The sequence below is a fragment of the Microcoleus sp. Pol12A5 genome, from assembly GCF_036701435.1.
Taxonomy (GTDB): Bacteria; Cyanobacteriota; Cyanobacteriia; order Cyanobacteriales; family Microcoleaceae; genus Microcoleus.
In genome coordinates this window covers 1-1,325 of the sequence record NZ_JAUBQU010000293.1, presented here as the reverse complement: position 1 = coordinate 1,325, position 1,325 = coordinate 1, and the positions used below count along the sequence as shown (strand labels likewise).

Genomic DNA, 1,325 nt, shown 5'->3' with positions numbered 1-1,325 from the left:
GCTTTTATTTATAACCTTTGTCGAGCTCCATTGATTAAATATTCTGATTTGTTTTTGGGAGTCGCTCTGCAACTTTTCACCGAGAGGTTCGGGCTATTTGTATTCGCTGAGTACACATAGCCAGGGGGCTAGTGAAAGTCCCCGTTATAATAACGGCCGATACTTCAGGCAACTAACTGGGCGCACAAGTTGTCTTCGAGCTCCGATTCTTGGTAAGCCATGCCCTTCATCCCTTGCAGAATAATACTGCGCGTATCCGAACCCTCCTCGTGCAGCTTCAACCACTGCTGGGCGGTGTTGCCTTCCCGGAGAATCTTTTTGAGCGGTGAGAGAAAGCAGCTAAAGCCGCGTTTTTTGGCTATAGGCCACACTTCTCGGTAAATTTCCTCAATCCAATCTCGTGCCAGAATAGTTCTGCCGTCTTGCCAATGGGTGAGTTCGGCATCCAAACTTTGCCGGGATGCAGCAATTTCGTTGGCGTCTGCGAGGGCAACTAAGTCTTCGTTACGGGTGGCCACCGGCAAAGTGCTGAGTTCTAAGGGGTCTAAGCTGGGGTCTTCCATCATCTGCCAAATGCGAGCTTCTAGTAGGGCAGTGATAGCCAGCAGAGCTAGAGGATTGACCTCAAGGTCGCAAATTCTCAGTTCGAGGCGGTTGAGACAGTAGGGGCGACGATCGCCATTTGGTCGCACTGCCGACCACAGATGACGGACGTTTTGCATAGTACCGAGTTCTAGCTGTTCTTCAGTCCACTGAATGTAATGCTTGTGACTTTCAAACAAGGGGACGATGGCGGGAGTTTTGGGAAACAAACCCCACCGAGTGGAATGATAGCCCGTGACTTCGCCGTCGAGGAAGGGGGAAGAGGCGCTCAAGGCAAGGTATAGCGGTGCTTCGACGCGGGCTAGGCGGATGGCGCGCATCAGCATTTCTGGTTGGGAGATGCCGATGTTGATGTGAATGCTGGCGGTGACGACTTTGGTGCCGTAGGTTTGCTCGATGTAGGTGTGGTAAGGGTTGTTGGGATCGGATCTGTAAAATCGATCGCTCCCTCCGAGAGACAAGGTACTTCCCGGCAGCAAGGTATAGTCGCCCAATTGTTTGAGATACTCGCGCAGCCGGACTCGTGGCTTGACTAAGGCACACAACAGGCGATCGTAGCTGCACAGGGGGGCGGTCGTGTACTCCACATTGCGGCTATCAGGCTCCCGGACGAATCCCTCTAGATCGGCGACTATGCGATCGGAGAGACCGACAACCTCACCTTCGGGAGTGCCGGTATACATTTCTACTTCAAAGCCTTTTGATAGCAGCACGTTTGTTCC

Annotated in this window: 1 protein-coding gene; it reads right to left on the bottom strand. The window is 52.5% G+C overall.

Annotation, left to right across the window (positions count from 1 at the left end; translation table 11 throughout):
- Nucleotides 1–164: 164 nt before the first annotated feature.
- Nucleotides 165–1,316 (bottom strand): glutamate--cysteine ligase, encoded by a 1,152-nt coding sequence (gene gshA, locus QUA45_RS28830; RefSeq protein ID WP_333223367.1) that lies wholly within the window; start codon nucleotides 1,314–1,316, stop codon nucleotides 165–167.
- Nucleotides 1,317–1,325 lie beyond the last annotated feature (9 nt).